Raw genomic sequence first — 20,995 nt, forward strand, 5'->3', positions numbered from 1 at the left:
CGGGCCTGGGCCACGGGCTGCGGCAGGGCCAGCAGCACGCGCCCCTCGCGCATGTCGGGGGCGCCCATCGCCAGATGGAAGGACAGGCTGCGCAGCGGTCGATCCTCCAGCATCAGGGACAGCGGGCGGGGATCGTCCAGATGGGTCAGGAAATGATAGCCGCCGACAGCCTCGAACCCCTCGACGCCCGCCATCTCGGCGGTCAGTTCGGTCAGCAGGGCATCGATGAAATCGGAACACAGCAGCGCGTCGCTGCGGGTGGGCCGGCGCCGTTCCAGCCCGCGCGACGTCACGCGGCCAAGCGCCTGCCATTCGACCAATGCCGCCACCGCCTGCGGACACAGCGCGATGGCCCCCAGCAGATCGCCCGGCCCCTGCAGCACGATGACCAGCGGCAGTTCGGGCAGCAGTTCGGGCAGTTCCGCCAGCGTCAGCGCGCCAGGCTGCACCGACAGCGCCCGCACGGGCAGTTGGTACAGCCGGTCGGCGGCGCGCCCGATGGCGGTCGCGGCGGCGCGGGCCGGGGTGGGCGCGGGGGATGCGGGCAGTTGCGGCGCACCGCCCTGCCCCAGCTTGACCTGCGCACGCGCCTGCAGCATGCGGCGCAAGACGCCAGGGGCTTGGGTGGCGGGGTCTGCTTGGGTCATGTCACGTCCGAATCAGGCTGTCGCTGCCTGTTCAAAATGGACCGTCAGGATTGAGAAAGGGTTAACCGGAGGGCACCGGCGGCCGCGCGGGCAGCTGAATGCGGAACGCCGCCCCGCCCTGCCCCGGCAGATAGCTGATGTCGCCGCCCAGGGTCAGCATGATCTCGCGGCAGATAGCCAAGCCAAGGCCCGCCCCGCCCGCACGCGCGGGGTCGTTCAGGCGGGCGAACTTTTCAAAGATCAGCTGCTGGCGACCGCTGTCTATGCCGCTGCCGTTGTCGACGATGTCGATGACCGCGCCGCCGCCTTCGGGGTGGCGGACGCGCAGGATCAGCACCGGATGCGCCGCGTCGCAATATTTGCGCGCATTGCTGATGACGTTGATCAGAACCTGCAGCAGCCGGTCCGCATCGGTGATCAGCCCCAGATGTTCCGACGGCAGGTCGCGGTCGATCAGGAACCCCCGTTCAGGCCGGGTGGCCGATGCGGCGGCCAGCGCGCGGGTGATCAGATCGTGCAGGTTCGCGACGGAAATCGTCAACTGCGCCCGCCCGCTTTCCAGCACCGACAGGTCCAGCAGGTCGTCCAGCAGCCGCGTCAGGCGCCCGGCCTCGTCATGGATGATGCCCGCGAACTTGCCGCGTTCCTCGACCGTCAGGTCCGGGTCCTTGAGGATCTCCGAGAACGCCCGGACCGAGGTCATGGGCGTGCGCAGCTCATGACTGATCTGGCCCAGGAACGCGTCCTTCTGCACCGACAGGGCGGTCAGCTTGTCATTGGCCTGGCGCAACTGGCGGGCGGTGCGGGTCAGCTCTGCCTGGGCGGCCTCCAGGCGCTGCGTCTCCTCCTTGGCGCGCTGCGCCTCGTCGGCGACCTGCAAGAGGTCGGCCACGGTCAGCGCGACGCCCCCCGCCACGCGGTCGATCATCGCATGCGCCGTGGCCGACCCGATGGAACCCGCCAGACGCCGCTCCAGCCGGGTCAGGAACCGCGGCGTCAGGTCGGGCAGATAGCCGGTCTTGCCCTGCGCCCGCGCCTCGGCCTGGAAATAGCGCAGTGCGGCGTCCGGCCCCCAGACCCGGCGCGCCATCGCCAGCAGCGGCTCTGCCCGGTCGTCGGCGCGCAGCATGCGGCTGTGGCGGATCGGTTCGACCGCCGACACGAAGGACAGGCCCTGCAACCGTTCGACCGGGTCGGGAAAGCCGAAGATCGACACGCCGACAAAGGCCAGCGTGTTCAGCGTCAGCGACAGCGCCACCGCGGCGGTCCACGGATCGACCCCCGGCGGCACCGGCAGATCGCCCCCCACGCCCACCGACGGCAGAAAGATCAGCGCCATCCACAGGACCGAGCCGGTCCCGATCCCCGCATAGGCCCCCTTGCGGTTCGCGCCCCGCCACAGCAGCCCGCCCAGCATCGCGGGCAGGACCTGCGCCATGCCGGTGAAGGCCACCAGCCCCATCGCGGCCAGCGCCGCCGTGCCCCCCGATGCCTGGTGATAGACCCAGCCCGCCGCGACCACCGCCAGGATCGCCACCCGCCGCGCGTTCAGAACGAACCCGCGCAGGTCGTCGGTCTCGTCCGGGGCGGGAATGCGGCGCAGGGCCAGCCAAGCGGGGACCAGCCAGTGGTTCGACACCATCGTGGCGACCGCGATCGCGCACATGACCACCATCGATGTCGCCGCCGAGAACCCGCCCAGAAACACCAGCAGCGCCAGCATGTCCTGACCCGCCGCCGCAGGCAGGGTCAGCACGTAGAGGTCCGGGTCCGACCCCGCGGGCAGCAGTTCGCGCCCCATCACCGCGATGGGCAGCACGAACAGCGACATGATGAACAGATAGGCCGGAAAGGCCCAGCCCGCGACATGCAGGCGTTCCTCGTCCGCGGCCTCGACCACCATGACCTGGAACATGCGCGGCAGCGTCAGGATGGCTGCGGCGGACACCAGGATCAGCGCGGTCCAGCGGTCGGGCTTGAGCAGCCAGCCCTCGGCCACCGCCGGATCGGCGGCGGTGCGGGCGATCCGCGCCAGCATGTCGCCCGGCCCGTCGGCCAGCCCCCAGACCACGAAGACGCCCAAGGCGACAAAGGCCAGCAGCTTGACCACCGCCTCCAGCGCGATGGCGGTGACGACGCCGTGGTGGCGTTCGTCGGCGGCCAGATTGCGGGTGCCGAACAGGATGGTGAACAGCGCCAGCCCTGCCGCGACCCACAGCGCGGTGCCGCCCATCGCGCCCGCATCCGCGCCATTCGGCGCGTCGGTCGCGAAGATCTCAAAGGACAGCCGCACCGATTGCAGCTGCAGCGCGATATAAGGGGTCGAGGCGATGACCGCGATCAGCGTCACGATGGCCGCCAGCCGGTTCGATTTCCCGAACCGGGCCGAGATCAGGTCCGCGACCGAGGTGACGTGGTGCATCCGCGCCACCCGCACCAACCGCCTGAGCCCCCACCACGCCCCGGTGAAGACCAGCGTCGGCCCCAGATAGATCGTCGCGAATTCCAGCCCCGACCGGGACGCGTATCCCACGGCGCCATAGAACGTCCATGCCGAGCAATAGACCGACAGCGACAGCGTATAGACCAGCGGGTGATCCAGCCAGCGCACGTGACCACGCGCCGCCGCGCGGTCGGCGGCATAGGCCACCCCGAACATCAGCGCGACATAGGCCAGGCAGGCGCCGACCAGCGCCTCAAAGGGCATCGGGGTCCCCCGGCGGCGCCTCGGCGCGCATGGTCGCGGCCTCTGCCCGCAGCAGGGCGCGGTGCAGGGCGCGGATCACCACGATCAGCACAGCCCACAGCCCGAACAGCCAGACCGCGCCCCCGGCATAGGACAGGCTGCCCGGCATCCACCAGACCGGCACCAGCAGCAGCAGCATCGTCAGCACCGGCAGCACCCGCGCCGCATCGCCAAGACGGCGGCGGTGGAACGAGGCGCGTTCCAGAAACAGCGGGCGGTCGGGCATCAGGCCAGCATCCGGCGCACCGTCGCGCGCAATTCCTGATTGTCGAAGGGCTTGGCCAGCACAGCATCGGCGCGGGCGCCGTCATCGCGGGCCTGTCCCCGCGCCGTCAGCATCAGGACCGGCGTCGCTGCCAGGTCGGCATCATCGGCGGCGCGCAGGTCGTTCAGGATCTCGGTCCCCGACCGGTTGGGCAGCATCAGGTCCAGAATCACCAGTCGTGGGCGTGCGGCCATGATCGCCTCGATTCCGCCCGCGCCGTCGGCATGCAGATCGACCTGCCACCCCTCGCGCGACAGGATGAAGCGCACCGCCTCGGCGATGTTGGGCTCGTCCTCGATCATCAGGATGTCCAACTGCATCCGCCCTCCCCCCATGCGGCCCGGCAGCGCGGCAGATCATGGGCCGGATCACGGCCCCGTGTCAAAGGGACCTTTGCGCCTGCCCACCCTGCGGCACAAGGATCGAGGGTTCGCGCCGCGCCGGACACTCCGCGCGCGGACAGATGCGACAGGCCGGCCCGATGGGCAGCGCGTCGTCGGGCGGCGGCCCGTCGAACGGCAGGATCAGCATCAGCGCCTCGGTCAGCAGCGGGCCGTCCAGGCCCAGGGCTGGCGGCGCTGCGCAAAGGACAGCGTGCGGAACGCCCGTCCGTCCGGGGTGACGACGATCCGCGCCAGCGCCACCTGCGGCACCGCCAGCGCGTGATACAGCGGCCACAGCGCACAGCTGTCGCCCGGCCGCGGCAGCGCGAACCCCTGCGCGGCGCGGCGCAGGGTCAGGACGCCCGACCCGTCACAGACCAGCAGGCCCGCACCCTGAAACCCCTCGGGGCGCAGATCGGCCAGACGCCGGATCACCAGGTCCAGCGGCTGCCCAAGCCGCGCGGCCAGGCGCACAGGGTCGGGCGGCGTGCCCGCCGCCGGGATCGCATCGATCAACGCGCGGTCCGACAGCGCGTCCCGGTCGTCCAGCAGTCCCGCCAGCAGGTCCGCGGCCATGGCGCGGGCCGCATCCGAGGTCAGATCGCCCGGATCGGGATCGGCGGTGCCGGGTTCGGCAAGCCAAGCCTCGACTTCCTCCTGGGGGGTGGTGGCTTGGCCCTCGGCCTCGAAACTGTCCAGATAGGCGACCAGCGCCTGCGCGGTCAGCGACAGGCGCTGGCTGTCCTGATGCAGGTTCGCGTGGAACCGCTTGCGCCATTCGGCGGAAATCTCGCCCTCTTCGACCAGGATCGCCGCCGTCGACCGGACCGAGGTCACGGCAGACAGCACCTCGTGCAGCGTGGTCAGCAGATAGGGGTCGCGGGTCATGCGGTCGGACAGATCGACCAGTTGCCGTTCCAGCCCCGCACCCCGCCGCGCATGCGCGATCAGCAGGCCCGACCAGCCCGGAAAGCGCGCCAGGAATTCGGTGATCTGGTCCAGTTCCGGCACGGTGCCCGCAGCCACGGGATGGGCTGCGGCCTCCCGCAGGGCGGCAATGCGGACCTCTTCGCGACCTTCGGCCAATTCGTCGGGGGGAACCTCCAGCACCTCGGCCAGGCGGGCGATCAGCTCGGCGCCGACGGGGCGGCGGTTGTGCTCGATCAGGTTCAGATAGGCGGGGGAAATGCCCACCGCGCGCGCGATATCCGCCTGGCGCCGGGCCATCGCCAGACGGCGTTCCCGGATCCGCGTCCCGGTCAGGACGGTCGCTGCGCGTCCCGACACGGCCTAGACCGCCAGACCGTGGCGCCCGGCAAGATCGGTGAAGAACTGCCACGCCACGCGCCCCGACCGGGCGCCGCGCGTGGCCTGCCATTCGATCGCCTGCGCGCGCAGATCATCCGGGTCGACCGCCAAGCCATAGGCCGCGCAATAGCCGTCGATCATCGCCAGGAACTGGTCCTGGTCGCAGGGATGAAAGCCCAGCCACAGGCCGAACCGGTCGGACAGGGACACCTTCTCCTCGACCGCCTCTCCGGGATGGATGGCGCTGGCGCGTTCGTTGTCGATCATCTCGCGCGGCATCAGGTGGCGGCGGTTCGATGTCGCATAGAGGATCACGTTGGCGGGCCGCCCGCTGATGCCGCCGTCCAGCACCGCCTTCAGCGATTTGTACTGGGTGTCGTCATGGCTGAAGGACAGATCGTCCGCGAACAGCACGAACCTGCGGTCGGGCACCGACCCCAGGATCGTCAGCAGCCGCCCGACAGACGGCAGGTCGTCGCGCGCAATCTCGACCAGGACCAGCGGCAGGCCGCGGGCCACGGCCTCGGCATGGACCGCCTTGACCAGCGACGACTTGCCCATGCCGCGCGCACCCCACAGCAGGGCGTTGTTCGCCCCAAGGCCGCGCGCGAATTGCAGGGTGTTGTCCAGCAGCGTGCGCCGCGACCGATCAATCCCGATCAGCTGGTCCAGCGGCACCCCGGCCACATGCGCCACCGGCACCAGGCGGTCAGGGTCGGCCTGCCAGACAAAGGCGGTCGCCTCGTCGAACCGGGGCAACGGAACGGGCGGCGGGGCCAGCCGTTCCAGCGCATCGGCAATGCGCGTCAGCGCAGCCGTCATTCGTCATCCTCGATCCACAGGCCCTGGGCCCGCAGGTCACGTTCGCGCACCACTTCGATGCGGCGGACGATCTGGATCGAGATCTCGTACAACCCGTACACGACCGAGAACAGCACCAGCTGGCTGCCCACATCGGGCGGCGTCAGGCAGGCGGCCAGCGTCAGGATGATCACCACCGCATAGCGGCGCGTGTTGGCCAGCGACTGCGACGACACCAGCCCCGCCCGCCCCAGCAGCGCCAGCGCCACTGGCAGCTGGAACGACAGGCCGAACGCCAGGATGAACCGCGTGGTCAGGGTCAGATACTCGCTGACCGACCCTTGGAAAACGATGCCGGCCAGCCGGCTGCCGTCACCCGCCGCCGCAGGATCGTCCGGCAGCGCCAGCGGGCCCTGCTGAAAGCCCAGGAAGAAGGCGAAGACCATCGGCAGGATGATGTAATAGGCAAAGGCGGCGCCCACGGCGAACATCGCGGGCGATGCCAGCAGGAACGGCAGGAACGCCCGCTTTTCGGTCTTGTACAGACCCGGGGCGACAAAGCGCCACAGCTGATAGCCGATCACCGGGAAGGACAGGATGAAGCCGCCGAAGAACGCGATGCGGATCGCGACCGAGAAACCCTCCTGCAGCTTCAGCAGGATCAGGCCGCATTCCTGGCCGCGGTCTTCCAGCGCGGCGCAGATCGGCCGGGTCAGAAAGTTGTAGATCGGGTTCCAGACCAGATAGGCCAGGATCATCGCCACGACCAGGGCCAGCACGGACCAGATGATCCGCGTGCGCAGTTCCTTGAGATGCTCCATCAGGGGGGCCGAACTGCCGTCGAGATCGTCGTCGATCGGGGTATGCGCTGACACTTACAGGTCCTTCGTGTCCGACCGCCGCACACCGGAGATGCGGCGGCGCGAATCGGGATTGGGCGCCACGTCGGCGGCAGGCTGGGTGGCCGAATTCGCGGGCTGGGCCGTGGCGGTTGCGGGTTTCGCGGGAATGGCCGCGTCCGCACCGTTATCCGCGACCGGGGCTGCCGGGTCGGGCTGGATCCGCTGACCCATGTTGGTCTTGGGGTCCCACTTCTCGAACTTGGTGACCGCGCGGTCCAGCGCGTCCAGGCCGCGGCTGTTCTTGGAGGTCATCGAGGACAGGTTCTTCATTCCCTTGGCGGCGTCGTCCAGACCGCTGGCCTTGGCCGCGTCCTCCATCGCGCTGGTGAATTCGCGGGCCATCGACCGCGCGCGAGAGGTCAGCCGCCCAAGCGTGTGGAACAGCTTGGGCAGATCCTCGGGGCCGATGACGACAAGCGCGACCACCCCGATCAGCAGCAATTCGCTCCAGCCGATATCAAGCATTCGGGAACTCGACCTTGTGGCGCACGGTTCAGGTGCGGGTGTCGGTATGCGGCGTCACGTCGCGCGCATCGCTGCCCGGAACGGTGTGGACCGGTGCGACAGGCTGCGTGGGGGTATCCAGCGTGGCGGGCTTTTCGGCCGTCTGTTCGGCGGCGGGATCGTTCATGCCCTTCTTGAAGGCGGTGATTCCCTTGCCGAATTCGCCCATCAGGGACGAAACCTTGCCGCGCCCGAACAGGACGAGGACAACGATGGCGATGACCAGAAGGGCCATGGGGGACGGTGCGTGCATTTCAGTTCTCCGTACCGGGTCAGGCCGTTGACCTGAGTTCAAGGACTGCCACCAACTATAGGCTCACTCCGCAGCCGTTGAAAGCCCACCCGGCGTGATTAACCCCCGACCCCGTCCGGCAGGCCATGCGATGACGCGATTTTGACGGCGCGTCCCGGCTTGGCAGCCGCCGCGCGGCACGCGATAAGGGCCGCATGGATCTGCAGCTGTACCTGACCGCCTTCGTCACGCTGTTCGTGGTCATCGACCCGATCGGCCTGGCCCCGATCTTCATCGCGCTGACCCCCGGCCAGTCGGGGGCCGAACGGCGGCACATCGGCGCGCGGTCGCTGATCATCGCCGCGGTCCTGCTGACGCTGTTCGGCCTGACGGGCGACGCGATCCTGTCGGCCATCGGCATCTCGATCTCGGCCTTCCGCATCGCGGGGGGGCTGCTGTTGTTCCTGACCGCGCTGGACATGCTGTTCGAACGCCGCACCGAACGCCGCGAAGGCCAGGCCGAGGGAGAGAACCACGCCGACGACCCGTCCGTCTTTCCGCTGGCCATGCCGCTGCTGGCCGGTCCCGGGGCGCTGGCCACGATGATCCTGCTGGTCGGCGAGAACCAGGGCGCGGGCCATGTCCTGATGGTGCATCTGATGATGCTGATCGTGCTGGGCATCTGCATGGTGCTGTTCGCGCTGGCGACGCCCCTGGCGCGCGCGCTTGGTCGGACCGGGGTGATGGTCGTCACGCGGCTGCTGGGCATGCTGCTGGCCGCGCTGTCCGTACAGTTCGTGATCGACGGGCTGCGCGGATCGGGCCTGTTCGGATGAGCGGCGACGACATTGCCCGCCTCACCTTTTACGGGATGCTGCTGGTTGTGATCGGCGGCGCCATGCTGTTCGAATTTTCGGGCCGGGGCGGTCGTGCCCTGCGCGCGCTGCTGTTATGGGCGGTGATTATCGCGGGTCTGGCGGCGGGATACGACTGGTGGCAGCAGACCTATGGCCCGCGCCAGCAGGTGCTGGACGGCGGCGCCCGGATCGAGGTTCCCGCAGGCCCCGGCGGCCATTTCCACCTGGAGGCCGTTCTGAACGGCACGCCCATCGATTTCATCGTGGATACCGGCGCGACCAGCGTCGCGCTCAGCCGCGACGATGCCAGGGCGATCGGGCTGGACCTGGATGCGCTGCGCTTCGGCGGGCAGGCGGTGACCGCCAACGGCCGCGTGGCGACGGCCCCCGTCACCATCGCGGAATTCGCCATCGGCGACGCGGTGGACCGCGACGTGCGCGCGGTGGTCATCGACAGCGAATTGCAGGACAGCCTGCTGGGCATGTCCTATCTGCGCCGCTTCGCCCGCGTCAGCTTCGAGGGCGACCTGCTGATCCTGGAACGCTAGCGCGGCAGGGCGCCGGACATCTGGCGGATCGTCGCAAAGATCACGTCGATGCCGCGCGCCAGCTGGGCGTAATCGGTCCATTCCTCAGGGGCATGCGAGATGCCGCCCCGGCTTGGCACGAAGATCAGCCCGGTGGGCGCGAACCCTGCCATGATCATCGCATCATGCCCCGCGCCGCTGACCATCACCCGGTGCGACACGCCAAGCGCCTCGGCCTGGGCGGACAGGGCGGCGTGGATCTGGCCCGACAGGGGCGTCGGCGCGGCGTAAAGCTGTCGTTCGACCTCGGCGGTCAGGCCGTTGCCCTGCGCATGGGCCACGGCCCCCTGCACCATCTCGATCAGGCGCAGCACGTCCTCCTCCGCGGGGGCGCGCAGATCGACGGTGAAGGTCACCAGGTCGGGGATCACGTTGGCGCCGCCCGGCAGGACCTCCATCTTGCCGACGGTCAGCACCGACTGACGCCCCACCTGCCGCGCCAGATCGGGCAGCAGCGACAGGATGCCGACCGCGCCGGTCAGCGCATCGCGGCGCTGGTCCATCGGCGTGGTGCCGGCATGGCCCGCCTGCCCGCGCACGGTGACGCGCAGTTGCGCCAGCCCCACGATGCGGTCGACGATGGCGATGTCCTGGCCTTCGGCCTCCAGCACCGGGCCCTGTTCGATATGCAGTTCCAAAAAGGCATGCACCGATCCGGGCGACAGCGCCGCCTGCCCGCCCGCACCGGGTCCAGCCCGTAATCGGTCATCGCCTGCGCGGCCGACACGCCCGCATCGTCGCGCAGATTGTCCAGCGCCGCGGGGTCCACCTGTCCGGTCAGCAGGCGCGAGCCGAACAGGCCGCCTCCAAAGCGGGTGCCCTCTTCCTCGATCAGGGCCACGACCTCGATCGGGCGGTCGGGCTGCAGGCCAAGGTCGCGGAACAGGAACGCGGTCTCGATCCCCGCCACCACGCCCGCAGGGCCGTCGAACCGCCCGCCATTGGGCACCGAATCCAGATGCGATCCGACCAGGATCGGCGCCAGGTCCGGGCGCGCGCCCTCCAGCCGGCCAAAGATGTTGCCGACGGCGTCCTCGCGCACCTCCAGCCCGGCCTCGACCATCTGGCCCGCCACGAAATCGCGCGCGGCGCGGTATTCGGGGCTGTAGGTCAGCCGCGTCGTCCCCCTGCCGGGGGTCGCGTTGAAACGGTCGATGCCCTCGATCAGCGCCTCGATCCGGCGTGCATCCGCAAATCCTGTCATCCGATCAGCCCCACGAACAAACCTGCCAGCACGACCGACACCATCGTCACCGTGACAAAGCCCGCGACCAGCATCGGCGGCAGCAGATGCGCGGTCAATGCCTCGCGTTCGGCGGCGTCGTCGGTCAGCGTGTCGATGACGTCCTTGGTGATGATGTAATCGGCCGGAAACCCGTAAAGTGCGGTCAGCGAACAGGCAAAGGCCATCGCGGGCGTGATGCCCAGCAGACGCCCCACGATCCACGAGGCGATGTACATGCCCACCAGCCCGATCGCGATGATGGTGACCAGCGGCACGGCCAGCTGGCCCAGCATCTCTGGCGTGGCGCGTTTCAGCCCGTCGAAGATGAAGACCATCAGGATCAGCACCGTGAACCCGAACGCGTTGGCCTTGCGCAGCGGCTCGCGCTCCAGGAACCCGGCCGAGGTGGCGATCACGCCGAAGACCAGGCACAGCACGAAGGGGCTGATGGTGACCACGGGCGCTGTCAGTTCCGACACGCCCCAGGCCGCAAAGGCCACGATGCCAAGCCGCAGCATCTTGAAATACGCGGTGTCATAGGCGGCGGGCAGGCGCGCGAACAGGCGCGGCGGCACCGGCGCATCGACGCTTTCGGCCACCGGGGTCGTCCCCTGCCAACGTCCCGCGCGGTGCAGGTCAAGGACGCGCCGCCCCTCGCGCTTCAGCATGATCGCGGTCAGCGGATAGCCCGCAAAGCCCTGCATCACATAGATCAGGATCGCCAGAACCGACAGCGCCTGCAGGCCCGCATCGGCCGCCGCCTGCGACATGATCAGCGACGCCACGACCCCGCCGACCAACGGCGGCGTCGCCACCACAACCGTCTGCCAGTCCAGCAGCATCACGCCCACGGTGAACAACAGCGCAACGATGCCGCCGATCCCGGCCAGCGCCACGACGACCGTGCGCCACTGCCGGGCCAGTTCCGCGAAGGACAGCAGCGTGCCCATGTTGGTGATCAGCAGATACATGGCCAGAAACACGATCGGCGTCTGGAAGCCCGCGACCTGGACGATGTCTTCGGGGAAGAACGTCCAGTATCCCACCAGGAACAGGATCGCGCAGACGAAGACCGACGGCAGCCAGGACCGCGTCCGGGTCGAGACGACATCGCCGATCCACAGGATCAGCGCCAACAGGGAGAAGGCCAGCAATTGCGGCATGGGGTCCAAGCCTTTCGGATCAGGATCTGTCAAACGGCGACCGCATGGCGCAACAAACCCTGTGCGCCGGCCGCGATGCGCGTTACAATTGATCCATCTGGATATATTGTGCAACGGCCAATCGTCGCACCCGCGCCATGACCGGAGGAACAGGATGCAGACCGACGACCCCGACGCGATGCTGGCGCAGTTGCTGGGCAGCGACCTGTCAGAAATTCTGTCGATCAGCTATGTCGTGCTGGCCAACAACCAGGTGACGAACCGGCATATCGAGCGGGTTCACGACATGCCCGTGCAATGCTGGTCGGCACTGCTGGCGACGGTCAGCTTTCCGGGGCTGCGGGCGCGCGATCTGCTGCACCTGTTCCCGCGGCCGCAGAACACCGTCAGCCGCGCACTGGCCCTGCTGGAGGCGCGCGGCCTGATCGATCAGCGCCCCTGTCCGCAAGACGCGCGGGCCAAGCGGCTGTATCCGACGCCTGCGGGCACCGACCTGCTGGCCACGATCCGCCAGACCGCACGGCTGCGCCAGGATGAGGTTTTCGGCGTTCTGGACTCGGACGAACGCGCGACCTTTCTGGCGCTGTGCCACAAGATCGCCACGGGACCGCGGCTGGTCCGTTCGACGGTGATGCCCGATCAGGCCAAGCGGACGGGGATGCCCTTGGACGCCGGGGTGCCCGATGCCAGATCACCCCGCGACAGCGGCGACAGCGGGTTCAGCTCCGGGAAATAGCCCGCCATGCAGCCGCGCGGAATGTCATAGGGGATGACGCGCAGCCCCTCGACCCGCCGCGAGATCCCGTCTTCGGCGGCAGAGGTCAGGGCGATGCGCTGTTCCGCCACCAGCCCTGCGGTCGCCATGTCGTCGGGGGACATCATGACCAGCATGCGGTCGCCCTCGATCCCGCGCAGGCGGTCGGACATGCCATAGACGGTGGTGTTGAACTGGTCGTTCGACCGCAGCGTCATCAGGCGAAAGACGCCGTCCTCCGCGCCAAGTCCCGTCGCGTCCAGATCGGCGGGCCGCGTGAACTGCGCCTTGCCGCTGTCGGTCTGCCAGTCGCGGTTGCGTGCCGGGTTGTCGCGATAGAACCCGCCGGGTTGGTCCATCCGCGTTTCGAAATCGCGGAAGTCGTCGGGATAGACCGCCTCGATCAGGGCGCGGATGCGGGCGTAATCGCCGGCCCAATTTCTCCAAGGCGTCTTGGGGTTCGGGTCCAAGGTCGCCGCGGCCATTCGGGCCACGATCTCTGTCTCGGACAACAGATGCGGGCTGGCGGGCGTGCGGTTCCCGATGGACCCGTGGATGTGGCTGAAGCTGTCCTCGACCGAAACCTGCTGGTTCACGCCGCCCTGCATGTCCTGTTCGGCCCTGACCAGACAGGGCAGGATCCACGACGCCTGCCCCGGCATCAGATGCGTGCGGTTCAGCCGCGTCGCGACATGCACGGTCAGGGGCATTGACCGCCACGCGGCGGCCACGCGGTCTGTGTCGGGCACGGCGCGGGCCAGATTGCCGCCCAGCCCCACGAACCCGGTCGCCCGTCCCTCCAGCAGCGCCTCGACAAAGGCGGTGGTGTTCCACCCCTCCTCCATCGGCGGCTGGATGTCGAACAACGCGCGCAGGCGGTCGTTGGGGACTAGGTCGGGCTTTTCGGTGATGCCCACGGTCCGCTGGCCCTGCACGTTGGAATGGCCGCGGACCGGGCTGCAGCCGGCGCCCTTGCGGCCGATATTGCCCCGCAGCAGAAGCAGGTTGACCAGCGCACCGATGGCGTCCGATCCGTGGACGTGCTGCGTCAGGCCCATGCCATAAACGCCGATCACGGCCCGCGACCGAGCATAGATCGCGCCGATCCCCTCCATCGCCGCGCGGGTCAGGCCGCTGACCTGCTCAAGGTCGGACCAGTCGGTCGCATCGACCCAGTCCATCCATGCCTGCAGGCCATGCGCGTGGGTGTTCAGGAAATCATGGTCCAGCACGCCCCCGCGGCTGCGTTCCAGCTCCAGCACATGCTTGGCGATGCCGGTCAGCGCGGCGATGTCGCCGCCCGCGCGGACCTGCAGATAGCGGTCGGCGATCTCGGTGGGCGCGCCCACGGTCATTTGCCACGCGCTTTGCGGGTTGGCGAATTCAAGCAGGCCCTTTTCGCGCAAGGGGTTGATCGCCACGATGCAGCAGCCACGCTTGGCCGCCTGCTGCAGCGGGTGCAGCATGCGAGGGCTGTTCGTGCCGGGGTTCTGGCCGATCTGCAGGATCATGTCGCAATGCTCGAAATCCTCCAGCACGCAGGTGCCGACCGGCGATCCGATGACGGTCTTCAGCCCGACAGACGTCGTCTCATGGCACATGTTCGAACTGTCGGGCAGGTTCACGTGGCCATAGGCGCGGGCATACAGGCCGTACAGGAACGATGCCTCCAGCCCCGCCTTGCCGGATGCGTAAAAGGTCACGGCCTTGGGGTCCATCGCCCGTAGCCCCTGCCCAATTTCGGCGAAGGCTGCATCCCAGGTGGTCTCCAGATAACGGTCGCTGGCCGCGTCATAGCGCAGGGGGTGGGTCAGACGGCCCGCCATCTCAAGGTCGTACTCCGACCAGGTGGACAGATCCGCCACCGTATGGTCCAGAAAGAAATCCGGCCCACAGCGTTCTGTGGTCAGGTCCCACAGGGTCGCCTTGGCACCGTTTTCACAGAATTCGACAACATGCGGGTTGGGCGGCTTGCCCCATGCGCAGGAAGAACACATCATCCCGCCGGGCTTGTTCTGACGCCGCAACGTGTCCAGCGCACCGGGGCCGGGTTTGGCGGCGCGCGCCACCTGGGCCATGCCCTGAGCCGATCCCCATCCCCCGACGGGGCCGCCATAAGAAAAAACGCGGTCGTCGGTCTTGGGCTGGTCGTCGGACATGTCGGGCTCCTGTCAGGGGGTCGGGGGCGGCGAACCGCCCCCGCAAGCGATCATGCCGCCGGGGCGAAGGGATCGGGCAGATCCGCCAGCAGCTTGTCGGGCGTCATCGGGAAATCGTGCAGACGCACGCCGCAGGCATTGTAGATCGCGTTCGCGACCGCGCCCGCCGCCCCACAGATGCCCAGTTCGCCGACACCCTTGGCCTGGATGGGCGAGGCGTGGGGGTCACGCTCCTCCAGCAGGATCACCTCCATGTCGGGAATGTCCGCATGGACGGGCACGTGGTATTCGCCCAGATCGTGGTTCACCAGATGGCCGTCGCGGCTGTCAAAGGCCAGCTCTTCGGTCAGCGCGCTGCCGATGCCCCAGACCATGCCGCCGATGCATTGCGACCGGGCCGTCTTGGCGTTCAGCACCCGGCCAAAGCCAAAGGCCCCGGTCATGCGGCGGATGCGCGTCTCGCCGGTAAAGGCGTTGACCGCGACCTCGCAGAAGAAGGCGCCATAGGTCGACTGGTTGACCTTCTCCATCAGCTTGCCGGGTTCGATCTTGCCGGTGCGGGTCAGATCCTCCGACAGCAGGTCGGTCACGGGACGCGGCTCGACCCCTTCGGCCCAAGCCTTGCCGTCCTGCAACAGCAGGTCATCGGACGCACAGCCAAGCGCCTGCGCCAGCGTCGCGCGGATCGCCTCGCAGGCCAGGAACACCGCCGAACCCGTCGACGACGCACCCCAGCTGCCCCCCGATCCGGCACCGGACGGCAGGCGGCTGTCACCCAGACGCACGGTGGTACGATCGATCGGCTGGCCCAGCATCTCTGCCGCAACCTGACCCAGGATGGCATAGCTGCCGGTGCCGATGTCGGTGTGGTCGGTTTCCACGATCACATGGCCGTCGGCGGTCAGCGTCACGCGCGCCTCGGCCTTGGCCAGGATGTTCACGCGCGCGGCGGATGCCACGCCCATGCCGATCCACCATTCACCCTCGCGCCGCGCACAGGGCTTGGCGCTGCGCTTGTTCCAGCCAAAGGCCGCGGCGCCCGCGTCCAGCGCCTCGACCAGCCTGCGCGAGGAATAGGGCGTGCCCTCTCCCGGAACTTCGTCGGGCAGGTTGCGCTTGCGCAGTTCCACAGGATCGATGCCCGCAGCCTCGGCCAGCTCGTCCATCGCGACCTCTAGGGCCTGCATGCCCACAGCCTCGCCCGGCGCGCGGACGGAGCCTGCGGTCAGGCGGGTGATGTCGGACTTGCGCACAGCCAGCAGACGGTTTTCGCCGGCATAAAGGAACTCGGACGCCTGCGTGACGGGTTCGGAAAACTCCTCTCCGGGCAGGTTCGACACCAGTGCCTCATGCCCGAACGCCGTCAGGCGGCCATCGGTGCCGCAGCCCAGACGGATGCGCTGTTCGGTTTCCGACCGGCGCATGATCGACTGGAACACCTGCTGGCGGCTCATGACGACGCGCACCGGGCGGTCCAGCTCCTTCGCCGCAATCGCCGCGGCGACCGCCTCGTGAGAGATTCCCAGCTTGGACCCGAACCCGCCACCGACATAGGGCGACAGCAGATGCACGTGCTTGGGGTCGATCCCCAGGCTGTCGGCAAGTTCGGCCACATTATAGGTCAGCATCTGCAGGCTGCCCCACAGGGTCAGGTCGCGGCCGTCCCACTCCGCGATCGCCGCATGCGGCTCCATCGCGGCGCTGGCATGGCCGGGGGTGGTGAAGGCCAGATCGACCGAATGCGCCGCGTCGCGCATCGCACGGTCCAGATCGCCCGCCGTGATCGGATCGGCGGCAGGTTCCGCGTCCACGTCCTGCGGCATGAACTGCGCGTCGCCCGACTGGTCGTCGTAATCGATCTGCAGCGCCTTGGCAGCGTTGGTCGCCTGTTCGAACGTCTCGGCCACGACCAGGGCCACCGGCTGCATCGGAAAGTCGACCTTGGAAACGTCCTGTTCGGGCGCCTCTCCGGCGGTGCCCTGCGCCGCACGGCGCAGCATCCGTTCCGAGGAATAGACGCCCAGCACGCCCGGCATCGCCATCACCAGATCGCGGTGGATCTTCTTGACGCGGCCGGTGCTGATCGTCGCGCCGACCAGCACGCCTTCGGCGCAGTTTTCCCGCACGTATTCGGCAGCATAGGTCGCGGTGCCCGCGACCTTCAGCGGGCCTTCCGGACGGTCCAGCGGCTTGCCGATCACACCCTGGCGGGTGCGGTCCAGCATGTCGCGGGTGTCGGGGGTGTCATAGGTATCGCTCATGGTCATTCCCCCGTGGCTTCCGCCAGCACGGCCGCAAGGGCGCGGCGGACCAGCGTGATCTTGAAATCGTTGTGGCCCTGGCCGCGCGCATCCTCCAGCAGCAGGTCCGCCGCCTTGCCGAACAGCGCGGGGGTGGGACGTTCGCCCACCAGCAGCTTTTCGACGCGTTCATCAGTCCAGGGCTTGTGGGCGATGCTGCCGAATGCCAGCTGCGCGGCGTCGATGCGGTCGCCGTCCATGCGGATCGAGGCAGCGACCGACACCAACGCAAAGGCATAGGAGGCGCGGTCGCGCACCTTGCGGTACAGGTGGCGTCCTCCGATCGGTGCGGGCAGGCGGATCGCGGTGATCACCTCGCCCGGCTTCAGCACGTTGTCGCGCGACGGGTCGTCCCCCGGCAGGCGGTGGAAGTCGCGCATCGCGATCTCGCGGATGCCATCGGGCCCCTCGGTCTCGACCGTGGCACGCAGCGCCGACAGGGCCACGGCCATGTCGCCGGGATAGGTCGCGATGCAGGCATCCGACGCGCCCAGGATCGCGTGGTTGCGGTTCACGCCACCCTGCGCCGCGCAGCCGGTGCCCGGCTCACGCTTGTTGCAGGGGGACCGTCCGTCCATGAAATAGCCGCAGCGCGTGCGCTGGCACAGGTTGCCGCCCATCGTCGCCTTGTTGCGCAGCTGCGGGCTGGCCCCGGCCAGAATGGCGCGCGACAGCAGCGGCCAGTCGGCGCGGATGCGCGGATGCGCGGCGCAATCGGAGTTGCTGACCAGCGCGCCGATGCGCAGGCCGGCGCCCTCGGACGTGATCTCGTTCAGGCCGACGCGGGTGATGTCCAGCAGGGCATCGGGGGTCGCGACCTCTAGCTTCATCAGGTCCAGCAGGTTGGTGCCGCCGGCGATCAGCATCGCGGGGCTGCCGACGGCTTGGGCCAGATCGCCCGCGCGGTCGTATTCGAATGCCTTCATCGTGCGGCCTCCGTCTGGGCCATGGCATCGCGGATGGCGGCCAGGATGTTGTCATAGGCCCCGCAACGGCACAGGTTGCCGCTCATCCGTTCGCGGATCTCGGCTTCGGCCACGGCGGGCTTGTCGGCGGGATCGGCGGTGACGGCACTGGGCCAACCCTGCCGGATTTCCTCGATCATGGCGGTGGCGGAACAGATCTGACCGGGGGTGCAATAGCCGCACTGGAACCCGTCATGGGCGACAAATGCCGCCTGCAGGGTCGACAGCGCGTCGGGCGTGCCGATGCCCTCGATCGTGGTGATCTCGTCTTCGTCATGCATGACGGCCAGCGTCAGGCAGGAGTTGATGCGGCGACCGTTGACGATGACGGTGCAGGCGCCGCATTGACCGTGGTCGCAGCCCTTCTTTGTTCCGGTCAGCCCAAGGTCCAGACGCAGGACGTCAAGCAGGCTGCGGCGGGGGTCGCCGTGGTATTCGTGTGATTGGCCGTTGACGGACAACCTGGCGGCGGGGCGTTGTGCCATTGGGGGCTCCTTGGACCGCTGTGCTGGGTCCAAGGCAACGTGGCCCGGGCAAGGGGGTTCCCTTGCCCTTTGTCAGTCATGCCACAAGGGCTGTGGCGTTCCGCCGCGCCCGGTTCTGGGCGATCATCGCACAGATCAGCAGCTGTGCCATGTGGTAGATCAGAACCGGCAGGACGGTCGCACCGACCGTCTCGGCCGGGAACAGCGCGGCGGCGATGGGCAGGCCCGTGGCAAGGCTTTTGGTGGACCCGCAAAAAACAGCACGATCCGGTCCTCAACGGGCAGGGCAAAGGCCCGGCCGACCCCGACCATCAGGCCAAAGACGCAGGCCAGCAGCACCAGCATCACCGCGATCAGCGCGATCAGCGCCGAAGGCGGGATCGACGCCCACAGGCCCGACACCGTGCCGGCGCTGAAGGCCGAATAGACGATCAACAGAATGGCACCGCGGTCCACGACCAGCGTCAGCGTCTTGCGGTTCCGGACGAACGCCCCCACCCAGGGGCGCAATAACTGGCCCAGGACGAACGGCAGCAGGATCTGCGTGCCGATGCGCAGCACCGCATCCAGGCTGACGCCGCCCTCTCCGGTCTGCAGCAGCACCGCGACCAGCGCGGGCGTCAACGCGACACCGATCAGGTTCGACAGCGACGCCGCGCAGATCGCCGCGGGGACGTTGCCGCCCGCCATCGACACGAACGCGATCGAGCTTTGGATCGTCGAGGGCAGCACCGCCAGAAACACCAGCCCCAGCGTGACCTGCGGCCCCAGCAGATCGCCGAAGATCAGCGCGAACGCCATCCCCAGCACCGGGATCATCAGATAGGTCGCTGCGAAGGTCAGCCCCTGCAGACGCCAGTTCAGCATCCCAGCCTTGACCGATGCCGGGTCCAGTTTCGCGCCGTACAGGAAGAACAGCAGCGCCACCGCCCAATAGGTCACCTGCCCCAGGGCCTCGGCCGCCACGCCCCGCGCAGGCAGGGCCAGCCCGACCATGACCGTGCCCAGCAGCATCAGCATATAGCTGTCGATCCCGATGCGTTTCAGAAAGCCCATGTCCGTCTCCTTACAGGCCGATGGCCATGCCGTCCTTGCGACTGTCCGACCCGCCTTCCAGCAGCCCGTCCCCGATGCGGATCGCCTGCGCACCACCCATCGGGCCGGTCAGGCGCTTGATGACGTGACCGCGCGCGGCCAGGTCGTCGCAGATGTCCTGCGGCAGGGTCGGTTCGACCTGCAGCACGCCGTCGGTGGCAAAGCTGCGCGGTTCGTCCATCGCCGCCTGCAGCGACAGGCCGCGGTCGATCACCGCCGACAGGAATGCCGCATGGCCCGCCGCCTGATACTGTCCGCCCATCACGCCAAAGGGCATGACGGTGCGGCTGCCTTGGGTGACCATGCCGGGAATGATCGTGTGCATCGGGCGCTTGCGCGGACCGATGGCGTTCGGGTGGCCCGGGATCATCCGGAACGACGCGCCCCGGCTTTGGAACAGGACGCCCGTCGCGGGGTCCAGCCGCCCCGACCCGAAGCCGTGGAAGATCGAATTGATGAAGGACACGGCGTTCCCCTGCGCGTCCACCACGCACAGATAGATCGTGTCCTTGTGTTCGGGCTCGTCCCACAGGGCCGGTGCCTGCGCCCGCGTCATGTCAATGTGCGCGCGCAAGGCGGCGATGGCCGCGTCCGACATCAGCCGCTCGGTCAGCCCGGCACAGTGGTCCGGATCGCCCAGCAGTTCGTCGCGGTGGTGATAGGCCAGCTTGGTCGCCTCGGCTTGGACATGGATGCGGTCGGCCACGGACAGGGTGGCCATGTCGAACCCCTCGATGATCTTCAGGATCAACAGCGCGGCCAGCCCCTGCCCGTTCGGCGGACATTCGTGGATGTCGAACCCGCGATAGCTGGCGCTGATCGGGTCGACCCATTCGGCGCCGTCCGTGGCATCCGCGAAATCCTGTTCGCTGTGCAGCCCGCCCAAGGACCGCAGATGCGCGACCATGCGCGACCCCGTGTCCCCCTCATAGAACGCGGCCGGACCGTGGGCCGCGATCTCCTCCAGCCGGTCGGCCAGCAGGGGCTGGGCAAAGCGGGTCCCAGTCGCAGGGGCCGGCAGGAAATGCGCCGCCGCATGCGGATCGCCCGCGACGGTGGCCTGCCCCTCGGCCCAGTCCTGGGCGACGCGGGGGGTGATGGGAAAGCCCTCGCGGCCATAACCGATCGCATCGCGGAACAGGCGCGACAGCGGCAGGCTGCCAAGATCGGCATGCAACCGGCACCACGCGGAAATCGCGCCGGGCACGGTCACCGCATGCGCGCTGGTCTGTGGGATGGTGTCGGTCAGACCGGCGGCCTGCAGCGCGTCGATCGTCGCTGCGGCGGGCGCACGACCCGAACCGTTCAGCGCCCGCACCGCCCCGTTCGCGGGCGCGTAAAGGGCAAAGCAGTCGCCGCCGATCCCGGTCATCAGCGGATCGACCACCGCCTGCACCGCGCTGGCGGCGATGGCGGCGTCGACCGCGTTCCCGCCCTCGGCCAGAACGGCCAGACCCGCCGCGCTGGCCAGCGGGTGCGAGGTGGCGACCATCGCGCGACCGGCAAGGGTGGACGGCTTGCGGCCCGACAGGAAATCGAATGCGGTCATGGGAATGGCTCTCCGGCGTGGAATCACATGGTCAAGCGGCTACGGTATGTATACATGTGGAAGGCACC

The 20,995-nt window shown here is 68.6% G+C and carries 19 protein-coding genes and 3 pseudogenes; 3 read left to right on the plus strand and 19 right to left on the minus strand.

What is annotated here, in order from left to right; genetic code table 11:
- The 10 genes and pseudogenes from TY51_RS07770 to tatA form a co-directional block, all read right to left on the minus strand.
- A pseudogene (locus tag TY51_RS07770) lies at positions 1–647 on the minus strand (hypothetical protein); the annotation flags it as partial.
- Between the two features lie 61 nt (positions 648–708).
- Positions 709–3,354 (minus strand): sensor histidine kinase, encoded by a 2,646-nt coding sequence (locus TY51_RS07775; protein ID WP_042247991.1) that lies wholly within the window; start codon positions 3,352–3,354, stop codon positions 709–711.
- The gene (locus TY51_RS07780; protein WP_042247994.1) at positions 3,344–3,619 is read right to left on the minus strand and encodes a hypothetical protein; all 276 of its coding nucleotides are present in this window, start codon (positions 3,617–3,619) and stop codon (positions 3,344–3,346) included. The genes TY51_RS07775 and TY51_RS07780 overlap by 11 nt, the downstream gene beginning before the upstream one ends.
- Positions 3,619–3,978, minus strand: a complete 360-nt coding sequence (locus TY51_RS07785) for a response regulator transcription factor (RefSeq protein WP_042247997.1) — start codon at positions 3,976–3,978, stop codon at positions 3,619–3,621. Before TY51_RS07785 ends, TY51_RS07780 begins: the two co-directional genes overlap by 1 nt.
- A 61-nt stretch (positions 3,979–4,039) precedes the next feature.
- Positions 4,040–4,189 (minus strand): short-chain fatty acyl-CoA regulator family protein, encoded by a 150-nt coding sequence (locus TY51_RS24240; protein WP_307535513.1) that lies wholly within the window; start codon positions 4,187–4,189, stop codon positions 4,040–4,042.
- An 11-nt stretch (positions 4,190–4,200) separates the two neighbouring features.
- On the minus strand, positions 4,201–5,328 hold the full coding sequence (locus tag TY51_RS07790) for a helix-turn-helix domain-containing protein (protein WP_307535517.1): 1,128 nt from the start codon (positions 5,326–5,328) through the stop codon (positions 4,201–4,203).
- A 3-nt stretch (positions 5,329–5,331) separates the two neighbouring features.
- Positions 5,332–6,171 carry an ATP-binding protein gene (locus TY51_RS07795; RefSeq protein ID WP_042248000.1) on the minus strand — a complete coding sequence of 280 codons (840 nt, stop codon included), beginning with the start codon at positions 6,169–6,171 and terminating at the stop codon, positions 5,332–5,334.
- Positions 6,168–6,971, minus strand: a complete 804-nt coding sequence (gene tatC / locus TY51_RS07800; protein WP_042248080.1) for a twin-arginine translocase subunit TatC — start codon at positions 6,969–6,971, stop codon at positions 6,168–6,170. Before tatC ends, TY51_RS07795 begins: the two co-directional genes overlap by 4 nt.
- Positions 6,972–7,025: 54 nt before the next feature.
- On the minus strand, positions 7,026–7,517 hold the full coding sequence (gene tatB, locus TY51_RS07805) for a Sec-independent protein translocase protein TatB (protein ID WP_042248003.1): 492 nt from the start codon (positions 7,515–7,517) through the stop codon (positions 7,026–7,028).
- Positions 7,518–7,545: 28 nt separating this feature from the next.
- A complete protein-coding gene (gene tatA / locus TY51_RS07810; protein ID WP_042248006.1) occupies positions 7,546–7,809 on the minus strand; it encodes a twin-arginine translocase TatA/TatE family subunit in 264 nt (87 codons plus the stop codon).
- A 194-nt stretch (positions 7,810–8,003) separates the two neighbouring features.
- Here tatA and TY51_RS07815 point away from each other — a divergent pair, with 194 nt between their 5' ends.
- Entirely contained in the window at positions 8,004–8,624 is a 621-nt protein-coding gene (locus TY51_RS07815; RefSeq protein WP_042248008.1) for a MarC family protein, read from the plus strand.
- Complete coding sequence (locus tag TY51_RS07820) at positions 8,621–9,193, plus strand: TIGR02281 family clan AA aspartic protease (protein WP_042248011.1); 573 nt, start codon at positions 8,621–8,623, stop codon at positions 9,191–9,193. Before TY51_RS07815 ends, TY51_RS07820 begins: the two co-directional genes overlap by 4 nt.
- Here TY51_RS07820 and TY51_RS23275 read toward each other — a convergent pair.
- The 3 genes and pseudogenes from TY51_RS23275 to TY51_RS07830 all read right to left on the minus strand — a co-directional run bounded on the left by TY51_RS23275 (position 9,190) and on the right by TY51_RS07830 (position 11,620).
- A complete protein-coding gene (locus TY51_RS23275; protein ID WP_231558959.1) occupies positions 9,190–9,882 on the minus strand; it encodes a hydantoinase/carbamoylase family amidase in 693 nt (230 codons plus the stop codon). The genes TY51_RS07820 and TY51_RS23275 overlap by 4 nt on opposite strands.
- A 182-nt stretch (positions 9,883–10,064) precedes the next feature.
- Positions 10,065–10,436 (minus strand): annotated as a pseudogene (locus TY51_RS24245) (M28 family peptidase); the annotation flags it as partial.
- On the minus strand, positions 10,433–11,620 hold the full coding sequence (locus TY51_RS07830) for a hypothetical protein (RefSeq protein ID WP_042248013.1): 1,188 nt from the start codon (positions 11,618–11,620) through the stop codon (positions 10,433–10,435). The gene TY51_RS07830 and the pseudogene TY51_RS24245, both read right to left, overlap by 4 nt.
- A 154-nt stretch (positions 11,621–11,774) precedes the next feature.
- Here TY51_RS07830 and TY51_RS07835 point away from each other — a divergent pair, with 154 nt between their 5' ends.
- Positions 11,775–12,356, plus strand: coding sequence for a MarR family winged helix-turn-helix transcriptional regulator (locus tag TY51_RS07835; protein WP_081994800.1), 582 nt, complete (start codon positions 11,775–11,777; stop codon positions 12,354–12,356).
- Here TY51_RS07835 and TY51_RS07840 read toward each other — a convergent pair.
- The 6 genes and pseudogenes from TY51_RS07840 to TY51_RS07865 all read right to left on the minus strand — a co-directional run bounded on the left by TY51_RS07840 (position 12,260) and on the right by TY51_RS07865 (position 20,927).
- A complete protein-coding gene (locus TY51_RS07840; RefSeq protein ID WP_042248015.1) occupies positions 12,260–14,533 on the minus strand; it encodes an FdhF/YdeP family oxidoreductase in 2,274 nt (757 codons plus the stop codon). The two genes, TY51_RS07835 and TY51_RS07840, sit on opposite strands and share 97 nt — an antisense overlap.
- 50 nt (positions 14,534–14,583) lie before the next feature.
- Entirely contained in the window at positions 14,584–16,800 is a 2,217-nt protein-coding gene (locus TY51_RS07845; protein WP_042248018.1) for a xanthine dehydrogenase family protein molybdopterin-binding subunit, read from the minus strand.
- Positions 16,797–17,759 carry a xanthine dehydrogenase family protein subunit M gene (locus TY51_RS07850; RefSeq protein ID WP_042248021.1) on the minus strand — a complete coding sequence of 321 codons (963 nt, stop codon included), beginning with the start codon at positions 17,757–17,759 and terminating at the stop codon, positions 16,797–16,799. The genes TY51_RS07845 and TY51_RS07850 overlap by 4 nt, the downstream gene beginning before the upstream one ends.
- Entirely contained in the window at positions 17,756–18,283 is a 528-nt protein-coding gene (locus TY51_RS07855; RefSeq protein WP_042248023.1) for a 2Fe-2S iron-sulfur cluster-binding protein, read from the minus strand. Before TY51_RS07855 ends, TY51_RS07850 begins: the two co-directional genes overlap by 4 nt.
- Positions 18,284–18,359: 76 nt before the next feature.
- A pseudogene (locus tag TY51_RS07860) lies at positions 18,360–19,339 on the minus strand (bile acid:sodium symporter family protein).
- Between the two features lie 10 nt (positions 19,340–19,349).
- Positions 19,350–20,927 carry a gamma-glutamyltransferase family protein gene (locus TY51_RS07865; RefSeq protein WP_042248027.1) on the minus strand — a complete coding sequence of 526 codons (1,578 nt, stop codon included), beginning with the start codon at positions 20,925–20,927 and terminating at the stop codon, positions 19,350–19,352.
- Between the last annotated feature and the right edge of the window lie 68 nt (positions 20,928–20,995).

The sequence above is a fragment of the Paracoccus sp. PAMC 22219 genome (assembly GCF_000787695.1).
GTDB lineage: Bacteria > Pseudomonadota > Alphaproteobacteria > Rhodobacterales > Rhodobacteraceae > Paracoccus.